The following is a 25,646-nucleotide window of genomic DNA, read 5'->3' on the forward strand; positions in this document are numbered from 1 at the left end:
CTATGAATAAGTTTCTAGATCTCTTAATCTAATATTACCTTCGTAAATTGCTTTGCCAATTATAGCCGCTTCACAACCTAAATTTTCTAATACGTTCAAATCTTCTAATGAGGAAATGCCTCCAGAAGCGATGAGTTTGATGTCTCTTGATTGATTTAATATGCGTTTGTAGAGGTCAAATGAAGGTCCTTCAAGCATACCATCTTTTGCGATATCAGTACAAATTACATACTTCACGCCTTTATTTTCATAAGATTGTATAAACGGAATAAGGTCAATATCACTTTTATCTTGCCAGCCGTTGACTGCTATTTTCTCGTTATTACAATCGGCTCCAAGTATGATTTTAGTACTGCCATATTTTGAAAGCCATTTTTCAAAAAGTTTAGGGTTTTTAACAGCAACACTTCCTCCTGTAATTTGTTTTGCACCAGAATTAAAAGCGATATGCAAGTCTTCATCAGATTTCAAACCACCTCCAAAATCAATTTTCAAAGTTGTTTTAGATGTAATTTGTTCTAAAACTTTATAGTTTACAATATGATTGGCTTTTGCTCCATCTAAATCTACTAAATGTAAATATTGTATTCCTAAGCCTTCAAATTCTTTAGCGACTTCAATAGGATTTTCATTATATACTTTTTTAGTGTTGTAATCTCCTTTGGTAAGACGAACACATTTACCATCTATAATATCTATTGCTGGTATAATTCTCATAGTTCAATAAAATTTTTTAATAATTGTTTTCCTGCGGTACTGCTCTTTTCCGGATGAAATTGCACACCATAAAAGTTGTTTCTTTTTAATGCTGAAGCATATTCTATTCCATAATCTGAAATGGCTATAGTGTCAGAACAATTTTCAGCATAATAACTATGTACAAGATACATGTATTCACTATCATTTATGCCTTTAAAAAGGTCTGATTTTAAATTTTTAATTGTATTCCATCCTATTTGCGGAACTTTGACATTGGCATTGAAGCGTTTTACATGGATATCAAAAACGCCAAGTCCTTTAGTATCACCTTCTTCAGTGTGTTTACATAAAAGTTGCATGCCCAGACAAATCCCTAAAACCGGTTGTTTTAAAGTTGGTATGAGTTTGTCTAATTGATTTATGTTCAGCATTTTCATAGCTGAGCTCGCTTCACCAACTCCTGGAAAAATAACTTTATCAGCTGTTTTAATAACTTCAGGACAATTTGAAAGTAGTGTTTCTACGCCTAATCGATTGAATGCAAACTGTAAGCTTTTAATATTTCCAGCGCCATAATTTATGATAACTAATTTCATTATAAGAGGCCTTTTGTTGATGGTAAAATCATTTTTTCTACATCTCGCTTTACAGCCATTTTTATAGCTTTGGCAAAGGCTTTAAAGATGGCTTCGATTTTATGATGTTCGTTTGTGCCTTCTGCTTTGATGTTTAGATTACATTTGGCTCCATCTGTAAACGATTTAAAAAAGTGAAAGAACATTTCAGTTGGCATTTTACCTATGAGTTCACGTTTGAAATCTGCTTCCCAAACCAACCAGTTACGACCTCCAAAATCGATGGCTACTTGCGCAAAACAATCGTCCATAGGCAATGAAAATCCGTAACGCTCAATCCCTAATTTATTTCCTAAAGTTGTTGCAAACACTTCGCCAAGAGCAATGGCAGTATCTTCTATCGTATGATGCTCGTCAACTTCTAAATCGCCATTGACGTTTATATCTAAATCTAGCTGACCATGACGTGCAATTTGATTTAACATATGGTCAAAAAAGGCAATACCAGTATGGATGTCACTCTGACCTGTTCCATCTAAGTTTAAAGCAATTTTAATTTGTGTTTCATTTGTGTTCCTTTCAATGGAGCCTGTTCTAGTATCTGCTTTTAGAAATTTATAAATAGCTTCCCAATCGTTACTTTCTAAAGCGATGGAGTTGTCTAAAATTTCTCGCTTCACACTAATTTCATCGGTTCCTAAATTGGTGTTGTCGCTTATAAAAATTCCTTTAGCACCAAGGTTTTTAGCAAGCTCTACATCTGTTAACCGATCACCAATGACATAGGAGTTAGCCAAATCATAATCTAAAGAAAAATACTTTGTCAACAACCCTGTATTTGGCTTTCTTGTAGACGCATTATCTTTTGCAAACGTTTTATCGATAAATTGTTCTTTGAACTTAATCCCTTCTGCTTCAAACGTTTTCACTACGAAGTTATGTACTGGCCAAAAGGTGTCTTCAGGATACACCTCAGTTCCTAAACCATCTTGATTGGTAATCATGACTATTTCATAATTTAATTCTTGAACTATCTTGCTTAAGTATTGAAACACTTTAGGATAAAACTCTAATTTTTCAAACGAATCGATTTGCTCATCTGCTGGTTCTTTGATTAACGTTCCGTCTCTGTCTATAAATAATATTTTTTTCATCTTTTTATTTTTTCGTTTTGCTGAATACACGTCAACATTTATTGTTTGTGTGATTCTGAAACCTGTTTCAGAATGATTTAAAGTTGTTATAACAGTTTAAGCACTGTAATTAGTTTTTTGTTTTCAGATTCTGTGCCTATAGTAAATCTCAAGCAATTGTTACATAAGAGTTGATTCGTTCTGTTTCTAACAACGATACCTTTTTTTAATAACTCCTGATATCGCTTTGTCGCATCATCAACTTTTACCAATAAGAAATTCGCATCAGAAGGATACACTTTTTCAATAAAGGGAATGGTTTCTAATTCTAATTTCAACCCATCTCGTTGTTTTAATATTTCAGTAATATCTTCTGAAATTCTATCTGGTTCTGAAAGCTTTTCTAAAACCTTTTGTTGCGTCAATGTATTGACATTATAAGGAGGTTTGATTTTGTTTAAAATGGTTATGATAGCTTCGGAAGCATAACAAATCCCTAACCTTACCCCTGCCATACCATAAGCTTTTGATAAGGTTTGTGTCACAATCAAATTGGGAAACTCGTCCAATCGTTTTATCCAGCTTTCTTTATTTGAAAAATCGATGTAAGCTTCATCAATTACTACTAATCCTTCAAATTCTCGTAATAACTTTTCAATTTTACCTTTTGAAAACTGATTGCCTGTTGGATTATTTGGTGAACATATAAATATAGCCTTAGACCTGTAATCTTTAGAGCGTGAGATGAGTTCCAGATTTGGTTGAAATTGATTTGTTAATGGTAATCTTCTATTTTCTATATGGTTGAGTTTTGCCAAAACGTCATACATACCATATGTTGGTGGTAACGTGATGATGTTGTCTTTCTTAGGTTCACAAAAGGCTCTGAAAATTAAATCAAGTACTTCATCACTTCCGTTCCCAAGTAATAGTTGATGCACAGAAATGCCTTTTAGCTTTGATATTTCAGCTTTAACTTTTAACTGTTGCGGATCAGGATAACGGTTTATACCATTTTCAAACGGATTTTCATTAGCATCAAGACATACCATATTTTCAGAAACATCATTGTAATCAGTTCGTGCTGAAGCATAAGGTTTCATGGTCTTGATGTTGTCTCTTATAAGTCGTTTTATATTAAAATCTTTCATTTTGTCAATGCATTTAATGATGATATGTTCTTCTGTTGAAATGCTGAAAAAAGCTCAGCATGTCACAATTAGTCGAGATCTTTAAGTCTTAGTGAAACGGCATTTTTATGTGCTTGTAAACCTTCAGCTTCTGCCATGAGTTCTATAGTGTTTCCTATATTTTTCAAACCTTCCTTTGATATCTTTTGAAAGGTGATGCTTTTAGTAAAACTGTCTAAATTAACACCAGAATACGCTTTACTAAATCCGTTAGTCGGTAAAGTATGATTCGTTCCTGAAGCGTAATCTCCTGCACTTTCGGGAGTATAGTTTCCTATAAAAACGGAACCTGCATTTTCCAGATGATTTAAATAGAACGCTTCATTTTTTGTACAAATAATAAAATGCTCAGGTGCATATTCATTTATCATTTCGATAGCTATTTGATCAGATTTTACATAAATAAGTTTTGAATGCGCTATAGCGTTTTGAGCTATTTTTAGTCTGGATAATTTTTTAAGCTGTTCTTTAATTTCTTTTTCAACAGAAACAATGAGCTGTTTTGATGTTGATACCAAAATCACCTGACTGTCTGAGCCATGTTCAGCCTGACTTAATAAGTCTGAAGCCACGTAATTAGCTTTTGCTGCATCGTCTGCAACCACTAACAATTCACTCGGACCAGCAGGCATATCAATAGCAACACCAAATTTTGTTGCCAACTGTTTTGCTACAGTAACAAATTGATTTCCTGGTCCGAATATCTTATACACCTGAGGAATGGTTTGTGTTCCGAAAGTCAATCCAGCAATGGCTTGAATACCTCCGGCTTTAATAATTTTAGTGACACCACACAATTGAGCTGTGTATAAGATTTCGTTAGCAATTTTTCCGTCCTTGTTTGGTGGAGAACACAATACGATATCTCTGCAGCCTGCAATTTGAGCAGGAACAGCGAGCATTAATACTGTTGAAAACAAAGGAGCAGTTCCACCAGGAATGTATAAACCAACTTTTTGAATCGGACGCTTTTCTTGCCAGCATTCAATTCCTTTTGAAGTTTGAACTGTGATACGTTCTGTTTTTTGAGCTTTGTGAAATGTTACAATGTTCGATTTAGCCGTTTGGATAGCGTTTTTTAAATCGGCAGATACTTGTTTTGAGGCTTCTTCAATCTCTTCTGAAGATACTTCAGTAGTATTTAACACAACACCATCAAATAGTTCAGTGTATTTTGAAATGGCTTTATCTCCTCTTCGTTGAACATCCTTAAAAATTTCGTTAACTGTATCTTCAATATTTTCGACAGTTTGGGTTGGTCGTTTTAAAAGACCTGACCATTTCTTTTTATTTGGATTTATATATGTTTTCATTACAATACCATATTTTCGATTGGACAAACTAATATACCTTCAGCACCATTTTGTTTTAACTCATCGATGACTTTCCAAAAATCATTCTTATTAATAACAGAATGCAACGAACTCCACCCTTCTTTTGCGAGAGGCAAAATGGTTGGACTGTTCATTCCTGGAAGCATATTGCTAATAGCATCTAATTTTTCATTAGGAGCATTCAGTAGTACATATTTACTCTGACGACCTCGCAATACAGATTGTAATCGGAATTTAAGTGTGTTGAGAATGTCTTGGTTTTCAGTATTTATTAGAGGAGAAACAGCAAGAACAGCTTGTGATTTTAGTAACACTTCGACTTCTTTTAATCCGTTTTTGAACAACGTGCTTCCACTGGAAACAATATCGACAATAGCATCTGCCAATCCAATATTAGGAGCAATTTCTACCGAACCGTTAATGATATGGAGATTGGCATTTACCCTATTCTCATTTAAGAACTGGTTAACTGTATTTGGATAAGAGGTTGCAATACGTTTACCTTCTAAATCTTTAATGGATTTGTACTCTGTAGATTTAGGAATGGCGACAGACACTTTACAGGAAGAAAAGCCGAGTTTTTCTATGACTGAAATACCGTTTCCTTTTTCAATTAAAACATTTTCTCCTATGATAGCTGCGTCAACGACACCATCATTTAAATACTGAGGAATATCTCCATTTCTAAGGTATAATACTTCTAGAGGAAAGTTTTTGGCAGATGCTTTTAATTGATCTTTTCCGTTGTCTACAGAAATTCCTACGTCTTGTAGAATTTTCATTGAATCGTCGTGAAGTCTTCCAGATTTTTGAACAGCAATTTTTAATTTACTCATTGTACTTTTTAGTTTTTGTTTGAGTAAATCATTTTGGCAGGATTCCTATAAATTAAGGAACAAAAAAACCGTTTGATTTACTCAAACGGTTTTTAAAATATGTTGGTGTTATTCAATACATTTTCATCTCGCCTGAGTGCCAGTGTGAAAATGATGATGATGTAATTGAATAAATGTCATTTGTTTTTTTTGTATAAACAAAGGTTGCAAATTATAATTTAAAAATCCTAATTATGACTTATTAAATTTGTGTTAATGCTATTGATTCCCCAGAATAATTGGCATTCCCGAATCTCCAGAACCAATAACAACAACTTTGCTGTTAGGTGATTCAGACAATTTTATTGTTGCTTCAATGCCTTTGTCTTGTAAAATTTTATCAGTTAACGAAGCACTTAAAATACGGTTCGCATCAGCTTTACCTTTTGCTTCAATAATAACTTTTTCAGCTTCTTTTGCAGCAGTTACAAGTCTAAATTCATATTCTAAAGACTCTTGTTCTTGTTTTAACTTACGCTCAATAGCTTCTTTAATTGTAGGAGGTAACGTTACATCTCTAATTAAAATATTGTTTAGTTGAATGTACTGAGGCTCAACAATTTTCTTGGTTTCCTCAAAAATTTCATCTTGTATCGCATCACGTTTACTTGAGTAGAGTTGTTCTGGAGTGTATCGTCCAACGACACTTCGTGCTGCACTTCGAATTGCAGGTTGTAAAACTCTGCTGATATATTCTTTTCCTTTCTCTTTGTGTAATCTGCTTAAATTATTGTAATCTGGTTGATAAAGCACAGACGCGTCAAGTTTAATGTCTAATCCATTTGAAGATAATACCGACATTTTTTCAGGCAATTCTTGTTGTCTCACTTCATAGTCGATAACACTATTCCAAGGTGCAACAAAATTTATACCTTCACCAAGTGGTTCACTTTCAGGATCGACTCCACCTCCAAGCTGGTATAAAACGCCAGCATGACCAGAATCAATGGTAACAACCGATTTAAATATTAGAATTAATGCAGCGAGGATAACAAGTATTGTTATCACTCCTCCTTTTGGTAATTTTTCCATAGTAATTGTTTTTAAATAAGTCCGTTATATTTTCTAATAAACCACTCCACTGCCAGACTTAAAGCAATAAGAGCGAGTAGGTATTTCCAATCAATCAAAGGTACGATTTTTTTACTGCTTTTTTGAATCGTAGCAAACCTAGAATCTGTTAATAAATCATCAATGATTGAGCTTGTATTCCCAATAAAATAAGCTTTTCCGTTACTGTTGGCTGCAAGATTTTCTAATTTTGTGACGTTAGCATTTAAAAATTGTTGTTCTACATTATAATCCAGTATTTTAAGCTCTCCAGATTTAGAAATAGTTCCGTTAGAGGTCTTCACTGTGAAGCTATAATCACCTGCTTGCAATCCGCTTAAATCGACTTGATAATTTGTGTTTTTTAAAACAAACGGATACGTTTTAGTATCGTTAGTAAGTTTATTTTTTAAGGTTATATTGATGTTTTCATTAGCATCAAACTCATAGTTTTTATTAAAATACTGCGCTGTAATTTTAACGTTATCATTTCCATTGTAAAACGATTCGTAATTCACATTTAACCTTGAACGTCTTTGCTTAGAACTTAAATACTGAACCAGTTTTCCTATAAAATTATCAAAGGTATTAAACGATTTTTCATCCAAATAACTTTGTGCTCTCCATCTCCAGATATCTTCTCCTAAAAGTATAGCTTCTCGCTTATCGTTAATTTCAAAAGTAGACAATAATGGCTCTTCTAGTTGAGTTCCATTAATGGTTTTAAAAAGAAGCGTTTCAAAAGGAACTTTAAATGTAGTTTCACCAAATTCGGATTGTAATGGAGGAAAAGCCTCAAAATTTAAATCATCTATAATAAAGGTGCTGTAATTTTGATTTAATGAAGGCTGAAAATTTTCAGTTTGATTAGTGATTTGCTGACTGTAGTTATTTTGTAATTGATTTAAAAGCGACCAGTTTGTTTTGGTACCAGTTACAACTATTTTATTAAGTTTTAACCTGTCAATTTCTTTGAATAAAGCCCTAAAGTTATTCATTGGCTGATACACTATAACCAATTGAAAATCTTCGGATTGATTTAAAAACTCAACAGAATTTAGAATAATAGCTTTTCGTTGTTCATTACTTTCAATAGCCTTTTTTAATGCACCTAAATCCGGATGAATGAGATCTGATACAATAGCCACATTTGTTTTTTGATCTATCACTTCAACAGCGAAATTTTTAACATTATTTACGGTGTTTTTTTCATTGCTCAAAGGAATGATTTCAGCTTTATAACTGCCAACACCTACACGATTGGCTGGTAAATTTAAATTAACAATTTGTGACGTTTTGTTTTTGCTAAAACTTACAGGTTGAGAAAAAACAGTTGTAGTTCCAGAAGTTATTTTCAGTTGAGAATTTACGGTTGTATTTCCATTGTAAGTTGCAATAATTTCAACTGGAAATTTATTTTTTAAATAGGCATACCTGTTGACGTTAAGCTGTTGGATTTTTATATCAGTATATGTAGTGGTATCACCCAATATTACTGGAAATATAGCTTGTTGATAACGGTTGGTCATGAATTCGTAATCGTAACCATAGGTTTGATTGCCATCTGTGATAAGAAGGGTTGGTGAAATAGAGTTATTATAAACTTCTGACAGGCGATCAAATACGTCTGCAATATTAGACTGTTTATCATTAAAGTCTAAAGAGTCAGTCTGATTAACTGATTTTCCGAAGGTGTAAAACTTCAGATTAAAATTTTCATTAAGTTGCTCATTTTGCTTAATCGACTTTATTACATTTGAAGTGTTTTCTGATTGATTCAGATACGTGATAGATTCTGAATTATCGACAGCAACAATAAGGTTAGGTTTTTCATCGTAAAATGAGATTTTATCAAACTTAGGATTAATTAAAAGTAATAACACAGAATAGATACTTACAAACCTTAAAAACGCAAGAAACCAATACGTTTTCGTGGTTTTTTTAGATTTGAAGATATACTGAAAAAGCGCTAGTACTAGCGCTAATATTCCAGATATGATGATATATATTATAGTATCTGTTTGCATTTATAGACCTTTCGACTAAGCGCAAGGTAACATCTGTATAAGGTTTAGGTTAACATTCCGCCATCAACATTTAGGGTCTGACCAGTAACATACGCACTCATGTCACTCGCTAAAAACACACAAGCGTTGGCAATATCTTCAGGAGTTCCTCCACGTTTTAACGGAATGGCATTTCGCCATCCTTTTACGGTGTCTTCATCTAACTTCGCTGTCATTTCTGTTTCAATAAAACCAGGAGCAATCACATTGCTTCTAATATTTCTAGAACCTAATTCTAAAGCTACAGATTTAGAAAAACCAATAATACCTGCTTTTGAAGCTGCGTAATTCGTCTGACCAGCATTTCCTTTAACACCAACAACAGAACTCATATTAATGATAGAACCTTTGCGTTGTTTTAGCATCGTACGTTGTACAGCTTTAGTCATATTAAAAACGGATTTAAGATTCACTTCAATGACTTTGTCGAAATCTTCTTCTCCCATTCTCATTAAAAGGTTGTCTTTAGTAATTCCAGCATTATTAACTAAAATATCAATACTACCAAACTCTTCTAACACCTCTTCTGCCAATTTTTGAGATTCTTCAAAATCTGCTGCATTACTTTTATAGCCTTTGGCTTTTATACCTAAAGTGTTTAATTCGTTTTCCAATTCGTTTGCAGCTTCAACAGAAGAACTGTATGTGAATGCTATATTTGCACCATGTTGAGCAAAAACTTCAGCTATTCCTTTACCAATTCCACGACTTGCGCCAGTTATAATTGCTGTTTTTCCTTCTAATAATTTCATGTATGATTGTGTTAAAATAGTTGGTTTTCAAATATAGCAAATTGAAGTTGCTCTTAACAAGAAAACTTCAAATTTTATCATTTAATTAAGAGGTTATAAAAGCTTTATTTTTTTATGTAAAAATCAGAGTACACCTTGGTGAACTGAGCTCCAAAAAATAAGATTAAGCTTGTATAAGAAACCCAAAGCATGATAAGAATTACAGAACCTGCTGCACCATATGTAGATCCTGGTTGCATTTCACGAAAATAAAGTGCAAGAAGATGTTTTCCTGTTAAAAACAAAATAGCTGTAAGTGCAGCTCCAATGCGAACTGATTTCCAAGGAACTTTTATATTAGGTAAAAACTTAAACATGGCTGCAAACAATACATAGATAATAACTAAAGACGTTATGATGTCTATAATGTAAATGGATTCAAATAAATTTTCAGGAAGCAAAGGTTCTAATTGTTTACTAAATGCACTTAATAATGATGTTAAGATTAAACTTACCAAAAGTAAGAATCCTAAAATAAGAATGAAGCCAAAACTTTTAACTCTACTCACTATGATTGCTATGATGCCATTTTTAAATTGTGACTCTGCTTCCCATATTTTATCAAAAGCAGACTGTAACTGAAAAAACACACCTGTTGAACCATAAATTAAAGTAGCGATACCTATTACTGTGGTAAATCTAGACGTTGAAGAGCTTCCTTTTTCCAAAATCATCAATCGAATAGATTCTGCGGTATCTGGACCTAAAGCTTTCGTAATCTCATCTAGCAATTCACCTTGAACAATTTCTTGTCCCCAAATACTACCTACCACATTAAGTATTATAATTGTGAATGCAGGAAGTGATAAAATGGAATAGTATGCAATGATAGCACTTAAGCGAAATGGTTCACTTTTATACCATGAAGCAGCCGTTTTTTTGAAAATTTCAGGCAGATCTTTAACTTTAAATTTGTTTTTCATGCGATGTAATAAAAATCAGAATTATTAAAATTCTAATTCATTTTATTGAATGATGGTTCCGTTAGCTCTAAACTCAACGTCCATATTTTTGCCTTTCCTTTTAAATTCTACATCATAAAATAAACCTTTTGAATGGTGTTCTACTTTTTCAACTTCTGTGATATCTTCATCGCTAAATTTAGATGCAATAACCTCTTTAATTGCTTGTGGTAAATCGTCTTCATCAATACTGGTTTCAGTTTCGATCCAACCTCCATTTGGTGCAAAATCGGCACGATATTTAATACCATCAATTTTAAAATGTGATTCATAATTCCCATTGGAATCTTTCTCCCAGTCTGGGTCATTTTCTCCAGGGTATTTAGATTGAAATGTTTTCTTAACGGCATCAGGTGCCTGAGCGTTTAGTGAATTTTGACAATTGAAACTAAAAATTGTAAGTAAGACTATTAGAATTGTGTTTTTCATTTTCATTTTAATTTCTTGTAATGTATATATTCATGTCATCCTTTTTTATCTCATAAAATTAAAATGCTATCTCATTACATAATTTAGATCACGATTTGAAAGTGATTTGAATTACATTTTAATTTGATAGCGACAATAGGAAAACTTTCACTACTGTAACTTTACTTTTTATTAATTGTAACTTTTTCGAGATGTATCAAGAACATACTTCAACTTCAATTGGCGAATCCTTTTATGATTTTTACAATGACCTGATAGAACAATTACCAGGAATAGGTTTGGGAATTTTCATTATTATAATGGGAATACTTATCGCTTCATATTTAGGACAATTTGCTCGAAGACACATCTCTAAAAGAACTGAAGATCCTCTAATGAGTCGGTTTCTCGGACAAGCAATTAAGTATGTATTAATTATTGTAGCCATTATGCTAGCCTTGAGAGCTGCAGGACTCGGAGCCATTGCTACTGGAATATTAACTGCAGCTGGAGCCAGTGCTGTTATATTAGGCTTCGCATTTAAAGATATAGGAGAAAATTTTATCGCAGGAATTATATTGGCTTTTAACAGACCTTTTGATGTTAATGATACCGTTGAGATTGGAGAGAATTTTGGAAAAGTTAAAGCGTTAGAATTTAGATACACAAAACTAAAAACTTTTGACGGAAAGGATGTGTACATTCCTAATAGTGATGTGCTTACTGAACCAGTGACTAATTATACTGAAGATGGCTTTTTTCGATGGAATTTTATCATCGGAATTGCATATGAAGATAATATTGATGGTGCCAAAAAAACGGTTATGGAAGCACTAAAACAAGAGCCAAACGTGATTGAAGATGAAGAACATGAAAATTTTGTAATTGAAGATGAGTTAGCCACCAGTACAGTTAACTTAAAAGTTTATTTCTGGGTTGACACGAAAGACTTTAGAAGGATGGCTTTAATAACCAAAGGTAATGTGGTAAGAAATGTAAAAGAAGCTTTAGAAGATGCTGGTTACTACATGCCTGCTGACATCCAAGAGATTAAATTATATGGAGGAGAAAAAGAGTTCCCTGTACGCATAGCAGAAAATCTCAAAAAGCATCAATCGGATTAATAATTTAATTGATACAACTAAGAGTGTCAAGAGTGATCCTGTATATTGAGTTAAACTAAAACACAAAACCATTATGTCGATTTTAACCATTATTTTAAATATTCTATTACCACCTTTAGCAGTTGCAATGCAACATGGAATTGGTAAACAATTTCTAATCAGTTTATTATTAACAATTATAGGATGGCTACCTGGTGTGATACATGCCTTTATTGTGAATTCATAATAACATATTAAACCTAAAAACATGTCAAAAGAAAATAAAACAAAAACGTATAATCCTGAAATCACTAAAGACGATAAAACTGCTCTTGGTGATAAAAAAGGTCATTTAAAAACAGAATTGAGTGACGACACACTATTAAAAAACAGAGAAAATAAAGTAGATTTTACTGGAAAAGATTTAGATATTCCAGGACGAAATAAGAATACGAAAAAGAAATTAAAGGATGAAGAAAATCAGCTTTATAGTCAAGGTAGTGATGATAATGAAGATCTTGAAATAACTTCCGAACATATCAAATAGATTAAAAAATTGCTATGAAATTAAAAAAGACTGCTTTATAAGCAGTCTTTTTTTATAAATATATGGAGTTGTTTAGTCTATAATACGTTCTAATTCTTGTCTGTTAACAGACTTTCCATACAACTTTTGATCTGGATCCATAATTGCTGTTTTGGTTAAATCGCCAATGTAAACAGCATCAAACCCTATGTCTTCAATTAATTGCTGTGTTTTTTGTTTGCTATTTTCATCCTGAGCAGCAAACGGAACAGCAAGCTTATCTGTATCTCTCCAGGCTCTATCTCTTAAATGTTCTGCCCTAATAGTGTTAAACGCTTTTGCGGTTTTTGCAGTATTAAATTTCATCGCAGTATATTCAGATGCATTTCTATTGCTATCTCTTACCTCTTGAGCCATATTTCCATCACGTTCAGGATAAGGGTTTGTGGCATCAATAATAGTATTGTTACCATATTCACCAGCATACAATTCTGATAATTTATCAATCGCTTTATAAGGGGTTGCTAATAAATATACATCAGCATTAGCCTCAAATGCTTTTTCTATGCTAACAGCTTTTGCATTTCCTTCGGTTTCACTAACCAAACTGTTTAAGGTTTCTGGGTGTCTTGAACTAAATAACACTTCGTGGCCAGCTTTAGCCCAATGCTTTCCTAGATTTCCTCCAATATTTCCACTTCCAATTACTCCTATTTTCATACTTTTAGTTTTTATTTTTGTTAAACATTAATTTCTAAACATTAATATCTGAAAAACATCATAAAGAAATAGTCGTAAATTCAAATAATTTTAACTCAAATAGAAAAGTTCCGTGTACCATTCAGACGCTATTCAAAAACGATATAAAGGCTTTTGCGCAACAAAAGTATTATGGCATCATTCATTTAAGGGTTTGAATCAATTACATGTGATGCACTCATCAAACACATCGTTTTCAAGAGCATTACTTCAGAAACGTCGCCTTGGACAACTGGCTGAACAATTCGCATTTCATCAACTGGAGCAATTGGAAAACTGTAGGATTTTAGCTGAAAATGTTCAAATCCAAAAAGGAAAACAAACCATTGGAGAACTTGATGCCTTAATTGAATTAAATAGAAAACCTATTCACCTTGAAGGCGTTTACAAGTTCTATGTGTATGATAAAACTAAAGGCACTTCTGAAATTGAACACTGGATAGGTCCAAATAGAAAAGATAGTTTAATTGAAAAAATTACTAAACTCAAAAATAAACAACTTCCACTGCTCCACTCTTCTGAATGCATGGCTACTTTAAAGGAACTAAACTTGAACAGAAACAGCATTCAGCAAGAGGTTTTATTTAAAGCTCAATTATTTATTCCTTATCAGAAAACAGTTAATTTTAATGAACTAAACCAAGATTGTGTTTGCGGATTTTACATCAACAAATCGCAATTAAACGATTTCAACACCTGTAAATTTTACATTCCTGAAAAATTAGATTGGTTTTTGAAAGTCAATGACTGTGTGGATTGGCTGAATTTTGAAACATTTAAATCTCAAGCCGACGTTTTTTTACAAGCATCACAATCGCCTTTAATCTGGATAAAAAAGCACGATGAATCATTCATAAAATGTTTTTTAGTGTGGTGGTAAATTTCGTTAATAACTCTCGATAAATCTCTTTTAATAAACACATACAATTTCCTATTTTGCAGTTCTGTTTAAATCAAAACGGTTCACTTAGTAAATGAAAGTCTGTATTGCCGAAAAACCTAGCGTAGCAAGAGAAATTGCACAAGTACTTGGTGCTAACACTAAACATGATGGTTATTATGAAGGTAATGGATACGCAGTAACGTACACCTTTGGTCATTTATGCACGTTAATGGAGCCAAACGACTACAAATCTTACTGGAAAAGCTGGGATTTAAACAATTTGCCAATGCTTCCGGAAAAATTTAAAACCAAAGTGGTTAGTAATTCCGGAATTAAAAAACAATTCACTATTGTAAAATCCTTATTTGATAAAGCAGACGTTGTGATTAACTGTGGTGATGCTGGACAAGAAGGAGAACTCATACAGCGTTGGGTTTTAGATCAGGCTAATTATAAAGGTAAAGTACAACGCCTTTGGATTTCTTCTTTAACGACTGAAGCCATCAAAGAGGGTTTTGAAAGCCTTAAAAACTCTGAAGCCTATGATAATTTATATTATGCAGGATTTTCTCGTGCCATTGGAGATTGGTTATTAGGTATGAATGCCACACGATTGTATACTGTAAAACATGGAGGTTACAAACAAGTGCTTTCTGTTGGTCGTGTGCAAACGCCTACTTTAGCAATGGTTGTTAACCGTTTTAAAGAGATTGAAAATTTTAAGCCTCAGCCTTACTGGGAATTGCAAACCCTTTATCGTGATACCTTGTTTGCTTATGAAGACGGTCGCTTGTTAAATATGAAAGATGGTGAACTATTAGCCAATAAAGTAAAAGCATCTGATTTCGAAATTGTTTCCGTTACCAAAAAGAAAGGAAAAGAATACGCACCAAAACTATTTGATTTAACGGGTTTACAGGTGTATTGCAATACGAAATTCGGATTTACAGCAGATGACACTTTGAAAATTGTTCAAAAACTATACGAACAAAAAGTAGTAACCTATCCAAGAGTAGATACCACATTTTTACCAACAGATGTTTATCCGAAAATCTCTGGTATTCTTCAAAAACTAACCAATTATTCAGAATTAACCCAACCTTTGTTGGGTAAGAAAATTAAAAAATCATCGAAAGTATTTAACGATAAAAAAGTAACCGATCACCATGCGATTATTCCAACAGGTATTCAGATTAATCTGCAGCACAACCAACAACAGGTTTACGATATTATTGTAAAACGTTTCATTGCTGTATTTTATCCAGATTGTGATGTTTCCAATACAACAGTGATTGGAAAAGCAGATGATGTTAACTTTAAAACCACAGGAAAAGAGATTTTAAAAGATGGCTGGAAAGTGGTTTTTAAATTTGGAAAACAAGCTTCATCAGTTTCTACTGAGAAAGGTACATTACCAACTTTTACAAAGGGTGAAAAAGGGCAGCACGAACCTTCTTTTTTAGAAAAACAAACCAAACCACCTAATCAATTTACTGAAGCTTCTCTCCTACGTGCTATGGAAACAGCAGGAAAGCAAGTTGACGATGATGAACTTCGTGATTTGATGAAAGAAAATGGTATTGGGCGTCCTTCGACTCGTGCCAATATTATTGAGACGTTGTTTAAACGCCAATATATCAAACGCAATAAAAAGCAAATTCTTCCAACGGTTACAGGTATTGCTTTGATAGACATTATTCAAAATGAATTATTAAAATCAGCTGAACTCACAGGTCTCTGGGAAAAGCAACTCAAGGACATTGAAAAAGGTGAATACAGCGCAAGTTTGTTTATCAAAAATATGAAGAAAATGGTAGACGAACTGGTGTATGAAGTGCGAAGTGAAAGCACACGAGCTAACATATCTCAAGCGACTGTTGTAAAACAACGAGACCTTAAAGCTAAGACAATTAAAGTTGCCGGAATTACTGCTGAAGTGTGTCCGAAATGCAAAAAAGGAAACCTTCTCAAAGGAAAATCGGCTTATGGTTGCAGTCAGTTTAAATCAGGTTGTGATTTTGTGTTGCCTTTTAAAGTGTTTGGGAAAAAGATTTCTGAAAAGCAATTCATTCGTTTACTACAAAAAGGATCTACAGTAAATTTGAAAGGTTTTGATTCATCTGCTGTATCAACTGAAGGCTTGTTGCGTTTTGATGACGATTTTAATCTGGTATTAGAACCTAAAAAGCAAACTAAAAAAGCTTCCGAAGCTAAACCTAAAGATCGTATAAATTGTCCCAAATGTAATGAAGGACTTGTTATTAGAGGAAAAACGGCTTACGGTTGCAGCCACTACAAATCTGGATGTGATTTTAAAATGTCGTTTGATAGCATTCGCTCTAAAGCTAAAGATAAACAACTTACTAAAGATCTGGTGTATTCCATTTTAAAAGGCGAGCTCTAAGATGAAACATCGTCACTTCAAACTTTTCAAACCTTATGGTTATTTAAGTCAGTTTCAAACCAATGCCAAACACGAAATCAATAAGAAGTTTTTAGGAGCACTTTATGATTTTCCGAAAGGGACTATGGCAATTGGACGCTTAGATAAAGATTCGGAAGGCTTGCTATTACTCACTACTGATGGCAAAGTGAGTTATGACATAACCAGCACAAAAACAGATAAAGAGTATTATGTGCAAGTTGATGGAGAAATCACTGAAGAGGCAATTTTACAATTGAAAAATGGTGTACGTGTTAGTCATAAAAGCGACATGTATTTAACAAAACCATGCAAGGTATTTCAATTAGATAAAACTCCAGATTTACCAGAAAGAGCAAAGAAGATTCGTGACGAACGACATGGAAAAACGTCATGGATTTCAATAACCATTAATGAAGGAAAGTTTAGACAAGTTCGAAAAATGACAGCTCAAGTGGGATTTCCAACGTTACGATTGGTTCGTGTTCGTGTTGGAACGATTACGCTAGAAGGCTTAAAAATGGGAAGTGTTCTAGAGTTAGATGTAATCCAATAAAAAAAGTCAATGATAAATCACTGACTTTTTTTTTAATATATAATAAAAACTTATATCAATTTCACACGAACGGCATTCATACCACGTTGTCCTTTTTCTAATTCAAACTGAACTTTATCATTTTCCTGAATTTCATCAATGAGACCACTTACGTGACAAAAATATTTTTCCTGATCTTCAGTATCGATAATAAAACCAAAACCTTTAGAATTATCAAAGAATGATACTTTACCTTTTCGAATTGGATCAAACTCTTCTTCGTCTCCTTCTTCTTTTTTTGGAATACCAATCACAATATTTTTAGCCTTCACTTTTATTTTTTCAGATGGATCTGGTGGTGTATCTGTTAGATTACCAAATTGATCTACATAAGCAAAAGGGATGCTTTCACCTCCACTTTGTTCTTTCTCGAGCTTTCGCGCTTCCATCTTTTTGCGCTTATCCTCACGCTTTTTTAATCGTTTTTTTTCTTTTTCACTTTTGTTGAAGGTCTGTTGCGACTTTGCCATTCTTTATCTTAAAGGGTTTTAATTTCTCTGTTATACAATATAACAGTTACGGTAAAGATAACGGTAATAATTGGATAATTATAGGATTATGACAATTAGTTAATCTAAAGTTAAAAAAATAGACATTAATAGTAACACTATTATATTTGCGTGTAAATTAATGTAAGATGAAATATTTACTTTCAAATTTAAAAATCGACATCAATAATAAAATCTATTTAAAAGATCCGGAATCATCAGATCTTGGTAAGCGAATTATTGAGCACAGTATCCAACTGATCGACGATATTGGTTTTGATAGCTTTACTTTTAAAAAATTAGGTATTATTATTGGCTCTAATGAAAGTTCGATTTATCGCTATTTTGAAAGCAAACATAAACTCTTACTCTATTTAACATCCTGGTATTGGGCTTGGTTAGAGTATCAGTTAGTATTTTCTACAACCAATGTAACGAACTCGAATGAAAAACTGGACAAAGCAATTGACATATTAACCAGAACGATTGAATCTGATTCTACGTTTGCTCATATTGACGAAGTGACATTAAGCCGTGTTGTAATTAATGAATATTCAAAATCGTATTTAACTAAAGAAGTCGACGATGAAAATAAAGATGGCTACTTCTCAATCTATAAGCGATTAGTAACGCGATTACACGATATGATGATAGAAGTAAATCCAAACTACAAGTTTCCACATAGTTTAGCAAGTACTGTTTTAGAAGGTGCTCTACATCAACACTTTTTAAAAAACCATTTTAAATCACTTACAGATTGTAATCAAAAAGTTCAACCTTCAGATTATTTTAAACACTTAGTTTTTAATGCCTTAGACACTAAAACATGACAAAAAACATACTAACATCCTGGCAACGCTTAATAGGTTTATTAAAATTAGATCGTAAAGACATTAAGCAAGTATTCTATTACGCAATTTTTGCAGGAGTGGTGAATTTATCACTTCCTTTAGGAATTCAAGCAATTATTAACTTAATTCAAGGTGCACAAATCAGCAGTTCATGGATTGTATTGGTCATTCTTGTGACCCTTGGAGTTGCATTTGTGGGAATTCTTCAATTGATGCAAATGCGAATCATTGAGAATGTACAACAAAAAATTTTTACAAGATCGTCTTTTGAGTTCGCCTACCGATTTCCAAAGATCAAAATGAGTGAGTTAAGACATTATTATCCGCCAGAATTAGCCAATCGTTTTTTTGATACATTAACCATACAAAAAGGATTATCTAAAATACTTGTAGATTTTCCTGCTGCAATTCTTCAAATTATTTTCGGCTTATTGCTGCTTTCATTTTATCATCCGTTTTTTATTATTTATGGTATTTTACTCCTTCTGTTAATTTATATTGTGTTTAAATTTTCAGCACAACGAGGTTTAGACACAAGTTTAGATGAGTCAAAACAAAAGTATAAAGTCGCCCATTGGTTACAGGAAGTTGCAAGATCAATTTTAAGTTTTAAACTCTCTGGAAAAACAAGTCTGGCGCTTAGAAAAAATGATGCTCTAGTCTCTGAATATCTAGATGCCAGAGAGAGTCATTTTAAAGTATTAATTCAACAATTTATAAAATTAATTGGCTTTAAAATTCTTGTTACTGCTGGTTTACTCATTATTGGAGGTTTTTTAGTATTGAATCAGCAAATGAATATCGGACAATTTGTTGCCGCAGAAATTATCATTCTTTTAGTTATTAGCTCTGTAGAAAAATTAATTCTTGGATTGGAAGCCTTTTATGATGTGTTGACATCTATTGAAAAACTCGGACAAGTGGTTGATAAAGAACTGGAACCTCAGGAAGGTGATCTTGTTTGTTCTGAAAACAAAACTCTTAAAATCGAATTAGATAAAGTAAGTTATAATGTTCCAGAAAAAAACAGTCCGATTTTAGAAAACATATCCTTAACTGTAGAATCCAAAGACAGAATTCTTATATATGGACCGCATGGCTCTGGAAAGTCTAGTCTGTTGAAACTTATTGCAGGCATCATTACACCTTCTAAAGGTGCTGTTTATGTTAATGATATTTCGCTAAGCGGAATCAAACTGAACGACTACAGAGCACTCGTTGGTCAATCGCTTCCTGAAGAATCTCCTTTTGAAGGAACCATAAGAGAAAATCTAACCTTTGGTGATGACTCCATTACTGATGAAGACATCAGCTTTGTTTTAAAGAAAACCATGTTAACAGACTTTGTAAGAACACAACCAAACGGATTACGAACTATTTTATATCCAGAAGGTCAACGGTTATCAAGAACCGTTTCCAAAAAAATAGTTCTTGCCAGAAGTATTCTAAAAAAACCCAAAGTATTATTGCTAAAAGATCCATTAGATCAATTTGATAAAAATGAAGCTCAAAGCATTATGGAGTTTTTATCAGATAAAAATAATCCTTGGTCACTGGTAGTGGTAAGTTATAATATGGATTGGAAAAAAAATTGTAACAGAGTTATCAATTTAGAAGACGGTAATTTAATATTAAACAGATAAGATTATGCTTAATATTTCTCACAACAAACTCAACAAAAAAGTAGACTTATCATCGTTTAAGTCTGTTCAGAAAGTATTTCACAAAAGACACTTTAAGCATTTTAATCGTTTTTTACTGGCATTTGCTATCACAGGAATAATTATCATGTTCTTGCCTTGGACTCAAAACATCAATAGTCGTGGTAATGTAACAACTCTAACTCCAGACCAACGACCGCAAACCATCCAGTCTCCTATTCCTGGACGTATAGAAAAATGGTATGTAAAAGAAGGTGATCGTGTTAAAAAAGGTGATACTATTTTATTTATTTCAGAAATTAAAAATGAATATTTTGACCCTAATCTGGTGAACAGAACCGGACAACAGATTAAGGCAAAAGAAGCTTCAGTGAATTCTTATGGTTCTAAAGTAAGTTCCTTAAACAACCAAATTGGAGCCTTACAAAACGAGCTTAGATTAAAACTTCAACAAGCACAAAATAAATTATTACAAGCCAAGCTAAAAGTAAAAAGTGACAGTATTGATTTTGAAGCCACAAAAATTGATTTAAAAATAGCTGAGCGTCAAATTGGAGCCATCCAGAGCTTATATGATGAAGGTTTAAAATCGTTAACTGAATTGGAAGAAAAGCGTTCAAAATTTCAAGAAAAACAGGCCAAATTGATTTCGCAGGAAAACAAGTATCTAGCATCAAAAAATGAAGTGATTAATGCTAAGGTTGAAATAAACCGCGTACAAGCCGAATACGTTGATAAAATCTCCAAAGCTGAAAGCGATAAATTTACAGCTCAATCTAATCAGTTTGACGCTGAGGCTCAGGTAACGAAATTAGAAAGTGATTTTACCAATTACGAAATTCGTAATGACTTGTACTACATCAAAGCGCCTCAGGATGGATTTATAAATAAAGCTATTAAAGGTGGCATTGGAGAAACTTTCAAAGAAGGAGAGCAATTGGTAGGAATCATGCCAGCAAACTATGATTTAGCAGTAGAAATGTTTGTAAACCCTATAGATTTACCATTGCTTCATATTGGTGAAACGGTTCGGGTTCAATTTGACGGCTGGCCAGCAATTGTGTTTAGTGGATGGCCAAATATATCGTATGGTACGTATGGCGCAAAAGTGGTTGCCATTGAAAATTTTATTAGTCCGAATGGAAAATTCAGAGTGCTTTTAGCTCCAGACGAAAATGATCAAAAATGGCCAGAAGCGATTAGAGTTGGTTCAGGTGCTATGACCATTGCATTACTTGAAGACGTTCCAATTTGGTTTGAATTGTGGCGAAAACTTAACGGTTTTCCTCCTAATTATTACCAACCAGAGACCAATAACGCTTCAAAATCTGATAAAAAATAACCGATTATGAATAGATATCTTAGTATCGTATTTGTTTTTACAATATCGCTTTCTTATTCTCAACAGCAAACACAAGCTCAGGATACACTAATTCTAAGTTTTAGTGAATATTTAGGTTATGTAAAGAAATTCCATCCTATCGCTAAGCAAGCTGAATTAGCCATTCAAATTGGTCAGGCGAATTTAATGAAAGCAAGAGGTGGATTTGACCCAAAAGTTGAAGTCGATCACAATCGGAAAAAATTCAAGAATACAGAATATTACGATCAACTCAATGCCACATTCAAAATTCCAACCTGGTATGGTCTAGAACTTAAAGGAAACTTTGAACAAAATGAAGGTGATTATTTAAATCCTGAAGCCTTTGTGCCTGACGATGGTGTATACAGTGCCGGAATTTCAGCTTCTTTAGGTCAAGGCTTATTTATTAATAAGAGAATGGCAGATGTAAAGAAGGCTAAATTCTTTAGAGAGCAATCACTTGCAGATCGTGAAATTCTTGTGAACCAAATTTTGTATGATGCCTCTATAGCTTATTTTAACTGGTTACAGGCTTACACTGAAGTTAAAATGTATGAGGATTTTTTAAACAATGCAAAAGTACGTGTTGAAGGTGTTAAGCGTAGTGTTGAAGCTGGTGATAAAGCTCAAATTGATGCCACTGAAGCTAATATCACTGTTAAAAACAGAGCTTTAGGATTAGAACAATCACGAGTAAAGCTTATGAAAGCTGCTTTAGATTTATCGACGTTTTTATGGTTGAATGATAATATTCCTGTTGAAATTCAAGCTAATGTCATACCTGATATCAATATTGAAACAACCATTGATGGTGTTTTGGAAATTGAAGGTTTACCATTAAGCGATTTTGTTTTAGAGAATCATCCGAAACTTAGATCTTTAAGTTTTAAATACGAAGGAATGCAGGTAGATAAGCGCTTGAAAGCAAATAAACTCTTGCCTATTGTAGATCTTCAGTACAATTTTTTAACGGAAAATCCAGATATCGCACGTTCCTTTAACAGCAATACGTATAAAGGCGGATTTAATATTGCATTTCCGCTATTCTTAAGAAAAGAACGAGGTGATTTAAAACTAGCCAAGTTTAAGCTTCAGGACTTAAAATTTGATATTGATAATGAACGAATTAACATTCAAAATAAAGTGCTGGCAATTTATAGAGAGCTAGAATCTTTTGTAAAACAAAACCAGTTGATTGATGACATTGTTAATGATTATACCATTATGCTAAATGCTGAAGAACGAAAATTTAATTTTGGAGAAAGCTCTTTGTTTTTAATCAATTCCCGCGAGAAAAGTTTAATTGATTCTCAGCTAAAAGCTATTGAATTACAAAATAAATATTTAAAAGCCAAAGCGAAGTTATTTAACAGTCTGGCAAGAGATTTAGACAACTTATAAGGGAATTAGTTGTTTTTTTCTGCTTTAGTTTCATTTGTGTCTTGCTTGGCTTTAGGAAAATCACTACTCTTTATCACTAAAATTTTGGCTTTTACACCAGTGAGTAAATTCCATCGCTTTGAAGACACCAGAACTTCATTGTCGTCGTACACTAAAAATTCTGCTGTATTAGGACCAGATTCACCTTGATTAAGAGCGATAAAAACAACCGTATTAATCCCTTCTTTTAAAGGAATATTAAATGATTTATAATTTTCATTTAAAACTAATCTAGGAATAATAATTTCATCGTTAACCACTACTTGAACCATATCGCCATCTGGAAATTCGTGGTCTCTACATCGTATATTCGCAAACTCAGCATTAATTCTAACATCACCTAAAAACATATCAGACATGGTTTTTATTTTCAAACCCTGTTCTTCAAGTTTAGCATTGTAACGTTTTTCAAAAATTTCGCCTGGATTTCTTAAGTTGTTGTCATCAAACATAGAAAATTCATTCTTTTGAGGCTTTAATTCCTTAACCTTAACAGGAATTCCACTTAAGTTGTCATTTGTTTTGGTAATCTCAATTTTTGAATTTGGTTTTATTTTAAACGTTGTTGGAATAGAATCTTTTTCATCAGTTTCTCTCGCAGGAATTTTAATAGATTCTTTCTCACTATCTGGATTTGGTTGTCCATTGAGACCATAAATCATGCATAAAAAAAATAAGAATACTACTTTAAGTTTCATGTGTGTTTAAGTTGATAACTAGATAACTATTGAAAATCAAAAACCGTTCCTTAAATCAAAATAACGACTTTCAGAATAAAAAATTTCAATATTAACACTTTATTTAGGTGTTATAGTTTTGTTAAGTCGCCAATAACGTTTAAAACTTACCATTAAAGCTTAATCGGAGTTTACGAGTATATTCTTCTAATAACCAGTCTTTATAGTTTTTAGTACTATTCATGATGCAGTAACAATATTGTTTGATTCGGTAACAAATATCATCATGTAATAGCTTGGCAAGTTCTCTGGCTTCAAAGACATCTTCGCTATTAGCAATGACCAGTTCAGAGTGTTGTGCGATAGAATTTTCTATAGCTTTCATCGACTTATGTCCTTCTCGAATCACATTTTTATACTCTTCTTTAATATCAAAATCATCATTTGGATTCTTTTTAAAACGCTTTCGTAATGCATCTGGCATTTCATACACAAAATCACGTTCTATATCTTCATCATTTCTAAGATTTTCAAGATAATAATCGGGATTCTTAAAAATGTGTTGCCAATCTACAGGCTGACTCCATGGTCCGAAACGAATGACATTATTTCCCAAATCGATGACTTTAAATGTTGATTTGTTATTGTGAATTCTAGATCCTCTACCAATCATTTGAAAGTAAAGCGTTAAAGATCTCGTTGCGCGATTCAAAATAATTGATTCTACCGAAGGCTCATCAAATCCTGTTGTTAAAATACTTACAGAAGTAAGAATGCCGTCTGGTGTATTTTTAAACCATTTTAAAATGTCCTTTCGATCTTGTTTAGAAGAGGTGTTGTCTAGGTGTCTAATGTTGTAGCCTGCACGTTTAAAGGTATAATACACTTCCTTAGAGGTGTTGATTCCATTGTTAAAAATCAAGGTTTTTTTTCCTTTCGATAGTTCTTCATAAGCAAACAATAACTTTCCTTGCATTGTTGCATTGCTGTATAAAGCTTCTGAAGATTTTACAGTATAGTCACCATTAATACCAATCTTTAAACTGTTAAGCGATACATCATAATTATAGACATCTGCAGTTGCTAAGAATCCATTTTTTATTAATGTAGAAATATCGTCACCAACAATAAGTTCTTTATAATTATCTTTCATTGGTAGTTTGATATTACTACTCAGCGGTGTTGCTGTAACTCCTAAAATAAAACAGTTGTCAAAAAACTTAAATAATTTTCTAAACGAATTATAATGTGCTTCATCAATGATGACTAAACCAATATCTTCTAATTTTAGTTTTTCATCGTTAAGTCGGTTATTTAATGTTTCAACCATTGCCACAAAGCATTCATACTGATCTTGATCTGGCAGTTCTTTTACTTTGCTATTGATGATTTTGTTATTCACATCGAAACCATGTAATACTTTTGAGGTTTGTTTACATAATTCAATTCGATGCGTTAAAATCACCACTTTTTTCTTGTGCTTTTTTATGTAACGTCTTACAATTTCAGAAAATATAACAGTTTTACCTCCTCCTGTAGGAAGCTGATATAATAAATTATAGTTATCTGGAGCGTTTTCTAAAACATCAAAAATACGATTGAGATCGGCAATTTGATAGTCGTATAAGCTCTTTTTAGCAATCTTCTGGTTTTCTATTTCTAAGGTTGAGGACATAAATTTAATAGCTTCTGAAAAAAAAATTCTTACAAAATTAAGGTTTTATAAGGTTATCAAGGCATATTGTTAAAAACAAATGAAAAAAAAGAGGAACATCATGTTCCTCTTTTCAAATTT

Annotated in this window: 25 protein-coding genes; 10 read left to right on the plus strand and 15 right to left on the minus strand. The window is 32.8% G+C overall.

Going from position 1 to position 25,646, the window contains the following annotated elements; translation table 11 throughout:
• The 11 genes from hisA to ACRHNM_RS04805 all read right to left on the minus strand — a co-directional run bounded on the left by hisA (position 1) and on the right by ACRHNM_RS04805 (position 11,104).
• Entirely contained in the window at positions 1 to 717 is a 717-nt protein-coding gene (hisA, locus tag ACRHNM_RS04755) for a 1-(5-phosphoribosyl)-5-[(5-phosphoribosylamino)methylideneamino]imidazole-4-carboxamide isomerase (protein ID WP_431134216.1), read from the minus strand.
• Positions 714 to 1,295, minus strand: a complete 582-nt coding sequence (gene hisH / locus ACRHNM_RS04760) for an imidazole glycerol phosphate synthase subunit HisH (RefSeq protein WP_431134218.1) — start codon at positions 1,293 to 1,295, stop codon at positions 714 to 716. Before hisH ends, hisA begins: the two co-directional genes overlap by 4 nt.
• Positions 1,295 to 2,428, minus strand: coding sequence for a bifunctional histidinol-phosphatase/imidazoleglycerol-phosphate dehydratase HisB (hisB, locus tag ACRHNM_RS04765; protein WP_431134220.1), 1,134 nt, complete (start codon positions 2,426 to 2,428; stop codon positions 1,295 to 1,297). The genes hisH and hisB overlap by 1 nt, the downstream gene beginning before the upstream one ends.
• An 86-nt stretch (positions 2,429 to 2,514) precedes the next feature.
• Entirely contained in the window at positions 2,515 to 3,558 is a 1,044-nt protein-coding gene (hisC, locus tag ACRHNM_RS04770) for a histidinol-phosphate transaminase (RefSeq protein ID WP_431134222.1), read from the minus strand.
• A 68-nt stretch (positions 3,559 to 3,626) separates the two neighbouring features.
• Entirely contained in the window at positions 3,627 to 4,910 is a 1,284-nt protein-coding gene (gene hisD / locus ACRHNM_RS04775) for a histidinol dehydrogenase (protein ID WP_431134224.1), read from the minus strand.
• Complete coding sequence (hisG, locus tag ACRHNM_RS04780; protein WP_431134226.1) at positions 4,910 to 5,767, minus strand: ATP phosphoribosyltransferase; 858 nt, start codon at positions 5,765 to 5,767, stop codon at positions 4,910 to 4,912. Before hisG ends, hisD begins: the two co-directional genes overlap by 1 nt.
• 258 nt (positions 5,768 to 6,025) lie before the next feature.
• Positions 6,026 to 6,838 (minus strand): prohibitin family protein, encoded by an 813-nt coding sequence (locus ACRHNM_RS04785; RefSeq protein WP_431134228.1) that lies wholly within the window; start codon positions 6,836 to 6,838, stop codon positions 6,026 to 6,028.
• An 11-nt stretch (positions 6,839 to 6,849) separates the two neighbouring features.
• Complete coding sequence (locus ACRHNM_RS04790) at positions 6,850 to 8,883, minus strand: VWA domain-containing protein (protein ID WP_431134230.1); 2,034 nt, start codon at positions 8,881 to 8,883, stop codon at positions 6,850 to 6,852.
• Positions 8,884 to 8,927: 44 nt separating this feature from the next.
• Positions 8,928 to 9,674: a 3-oxoacyl-[acyl-carrier-protein] reductase gene (gene fabG / locus ACRHNM_RS04795; RefSeq protein ID WP_431134232.1), complete on the minus strand. Its 747-nt coding sequence runs from the start codon at positions 9,672 to 9,674 to the stop codon at positions 8,928 to 8,930.
• A 104-nt stretch (positions 9,675 to 9,778) separates the two neighbouring features.
• Positions 9,779 to 10,636 carry a YihY/virulence factor BrkB family protein gene (locus tag ACRHNM_RS04800; protein WP_431134234.1) on the minus strand — a complete coding sequence of 286 codons (858 nt, stop codon included), beginning with the start codon at positions 10,634 to 10,636 and terminating at the stop codon, positions 9,779 to 9,781.
• A 42-nt stretch (positions 10,637 to 10,678) separates the two neighbouring features.
• The gene (locus tag ACRHNM_RS04805) at positions 10,679 to 11,104 is read right to left on the minus strand and encodes a PepSY-like domain-containing protein (protein WP_431134236.1); all 426 of its coding nucleotides are present in this window, start codon (positions 11,102 to 11,104) and stop codon (positions 10,679 to 10,681) included.
• 191 nt (positions 11,105 to 11,295) lie between these two features.
• Here ACRHNM_RS04805 and ACRHNM_RS04810 point away from each other — a divergent pair, with 191 nt between their 5' ends.
• From ACRHNM_RS04810 to ACRHNM_RS04820, 3 genes are all read left to right on the plus strand, one after another.
• Positions 11,296 to 12,207, plus strand: a complete 912-nt coding sequence (locus tag ACRHNM_RS04810) for a mechanosensitive ion channel family protein (protein WP_431134238.1) — start codon at positions 11,296 to 11,298, stop codon at positions 12,205 to 12,207.
• Between the two features lie 73 nt (positions 12,208 to 12,280).
• Complete coding sequence (locus tag ACRHNM_RS04815) at positions 12,281 to 12,433, plus strand: YqaE/Pmp3 family membrane protein (protein ID WP_431134240.1); 153 nt, start codon at positions 12,281 to 12,283, stop codon at positions 12,431 to 12,433.
• A 21-nt stretch (positions 12,434 to 12,454) separates the two neighbouring features.
• The gene (locus ACRHNM_RS04820) at positions 12,455 to 12,733 is read left to right on the plus strand and encodes a hypothetical protein (protein WP_431134242.1); all 279 of its coding nucleotides are present in this window, start codon (positions 12,455 to 12,457) and stop codon (positions 12,731 to 12,733) included.
• A 72-nt stretch (positions 12,734 to 12,805) separates the two neighbouring features.
• Here ACRHNM_RS04820 and ACRHNM_RS04825 read toward each other — a convergent pair whose 3' ends face one another.
• Positions 12,806 to 13,432, minus strand: a complete 627-nt coding sequence (locus ACRHNM_RS04825) for an NADPH-dependent F420 reductase (protein ID WP_431134244.1) — start codon at positions 13,430 to 13,432, stop codon at positions 12,806 to 12,808.
• A 112-nt stretch (positions 13,433 to 13,544) separates the two neighbouring features.
• On the opposite strand from ACRHNM_RS04825, the gene ACRHNM_RS04830 reads away from it, so the two are divergent.
• The 3 genes from ACRHNM_RS04830 to ACRHNM_RS04840 all read left to right on the plus strand — a co-directional run bounded on the left by ACRHNM_RS04830 (position 13,545) and on the right by ACRHNM_RS04840 (position 17,332).
• Positions 13,545 to 14,351, plus strand: a complete 807-nt coding sequence (locus ACRHNM_RS04830) for a DUF1853 family protein (protein ID WP_431134246.1) — start codon at positions 13,545 to 13,547, stop codon at positions 14,349 to 14,351.
• A 94-nt stretch (positions 14,352 to 14,445) separates the two neighbouring features.
• Positions 14,446 to 16,758, plus strand: coding sequence for a DNA topoisomerase 3 (locus ACRHNM_RS04835; RefSeq protein WP_431134248.1), 2,313 nt, complete (start codon positions 14,446 to 14,448; stop codon positions 16,756 to 16,758).
• A gap of 1 nt (position 16,759) precedes the next feature.
• A complete protein-coding gene (locus ACRHNM_RS04840; RefSeq protein ID WP_431134250.1) occupies positions 16,760 to 17,332 on the plus strand; it encodes a pseudouridine synthase in 573 nt (190 codons plus the stop codon).
• A gap of 50 nt (positions 17,333 to 17,382) precedes the next feature.
• Here the strand turns inward: ACRHNM_RS04840 and ACRHNM_RS04845 are convergent, their stop codons facing one another.
• Positions 17,383 to 17,841 carry a cold-shock protein gene (locus ACRHNM_RS04845; RefSeq protein WP_431134252.1) on the minus strand — a complete coding sequence of 153 codons (459 nt, stop codon included), beginning with the start codon at positions 17,839 to 17,841 and terminating at the stop codon, positions 17,383 to 17,385.
• Positions 17,842 to 18,008: 167 nt separating this feature from the next.
• On the opposite strand from ACRHNM_RS04845, the gene ACRHNM_RS04850 reads away from it, so the two are divergent.
• Genes ACRHNM_RS04850 through ACRHNM_RS04865 form a run of 4 tightly spaced genes read left to right on the plus strand, consistent with a single transcriptional unit; the run spans position 18,009 to position 23,135 of the window.
• Entirely contained in the window at positions 18,009 to 18,689 is a 681-nt protein-coding gene (locus ACRHNM_RS04850) for a TetR/AcrR family transcriptional regulator (RefSeq protein WP_431134254.1), read from the plus strand.
• A complete protein-coding gene (locus ACRHNM_RS04855; RefSeq protein WP_431134255.1) occupies positions 18,686 to 20,353 on the plus strand; it encodes a peptidase domain-containing ABC transporter in 1,668 nt (555 codons plus the stop codon). Before ACRHNM_RS04850 ends, ACRHNM_RS04855 begins: the two co-directional genes overlap by 4 nt.
• 4 nt (positions 20,354 to 20,357) lie before the next feature.
• A complete protein-coding gene (locus ACRHNM_RS04860) occupies positions 20,358 to 21,713 on the plus strand; it encodes an HlyD family secretion protein (RefSeq protein ID WP_431134257.1) in 1,356 nt (451 codons plus the stop codon).
• 6 nt (positions 21,714 to 21,719) lie between these two features.
• On the plus strand, positions 21,720 to 23,135 hold the full coding sequence (locus tag ACRHNM_RS04865; RefSeq protein ID WP_431134259.1) for a TolC family protein: 1,416 nt from the start codon (positions 21,720 to 21,722) through the stop codon (positions 23,133 to 23,135).
• Between the two features lie 5 nt (positions 23,136 to 23,140).
• Here ACRHNM_RS04865 and ACRHNM_RS04870 read toward each other — a convergent pair whose 3' ends face one another.
• Positions 23,141 to 23,872 (minus strand): hypothetical protein, encoded by a 732-nt coding sequence (locus tag ACRHNM_RS04870; RefSeq protein WP_431134260.1) that lies wholly within the window; start codon positions 23,870 to 23,872, stop codon positions 23,141 to 23,143.
• Positions 23,873 to 24,011: 139 nt separating this feature from the next.
• Positions 24,012 to 25,526, minus strand: coding sequence for a DEAD/DEAH box helicase (locus ACRHNM_RS04875; RefSeq protein WP_431134262.1), 1,515 nt, complete (start codon positions 25,524 to 25,526; stop codon positions 24,012 to 24,014).
• Between the last annotated feature and the right edge of the window lie 120 nt (positions 25,527 to 25,646).

Source organism: Psychroserpens mesophilus, from assembly GCF_050617655.1.
GTDB lineage: Bacteria > Bacteroidota > Bacteroidia > Flavobacteriales > Flavobacteriaceae > Psychroserpens > Psychroserpens mesophilus_A.